The sequence below is a fragment of the Methylobacterium sp. D48H genome (genome assembly GCF_053345715.1).
This window is the reverse complement of sequence record NZ_JBKFAP010000119.1, coordinates 1-327: the sequence shown is the minus strand read 5'-3', so window position 1 is coordinate 327 and position 327 is coordinate 1. Positions and strand designations below refer to the sequence as shown.

The window sequence follows — 327 nt, the reverse complement described above, 5'->3', positions numbered from 1 at the left end:
GGCACCCGCCTTGCCGACACCCTCACCGCCCGGGCCCAGGCCCTGCGCACCCTGTTCGAGGAGGCCCAGTCGGCCCTCCACGGCGTGGTCGAGGGCGGCGGCGGGCGCTTCGCCGCCGCGGTCGACGCCCGCATCCAGTCCCTCCGCGCGGTGCTGGAGGAGGCGCCCGCCGCCGTCTCGGCGCTGGTGGAGACCCGCGAGCGCCAGCTCTCCGCCACCCTCGACGCCCGCACGCAGCGCCTCCACACCCTGTTCGAGGAGGCCCAGGCCGGCCTGCGCGACCTCGTGGACGGGCGCGGCCAGGAGGCCCCCGACGCCATCGCGGCC

At 78.9% G+C, this 327-nt stretch carries 1 protein-coding gene; it reads left to right on the top strand.

Annotated elements, in window-relative coordinates; translation table 11 throughout:
- Window positions 1–327: hypothetical protein (locus ACLBX8_RS31740; RefSeq protein ID WP_447716417.1), on the top strand; the 327-nt coding region annotated here is incomplete at both ends.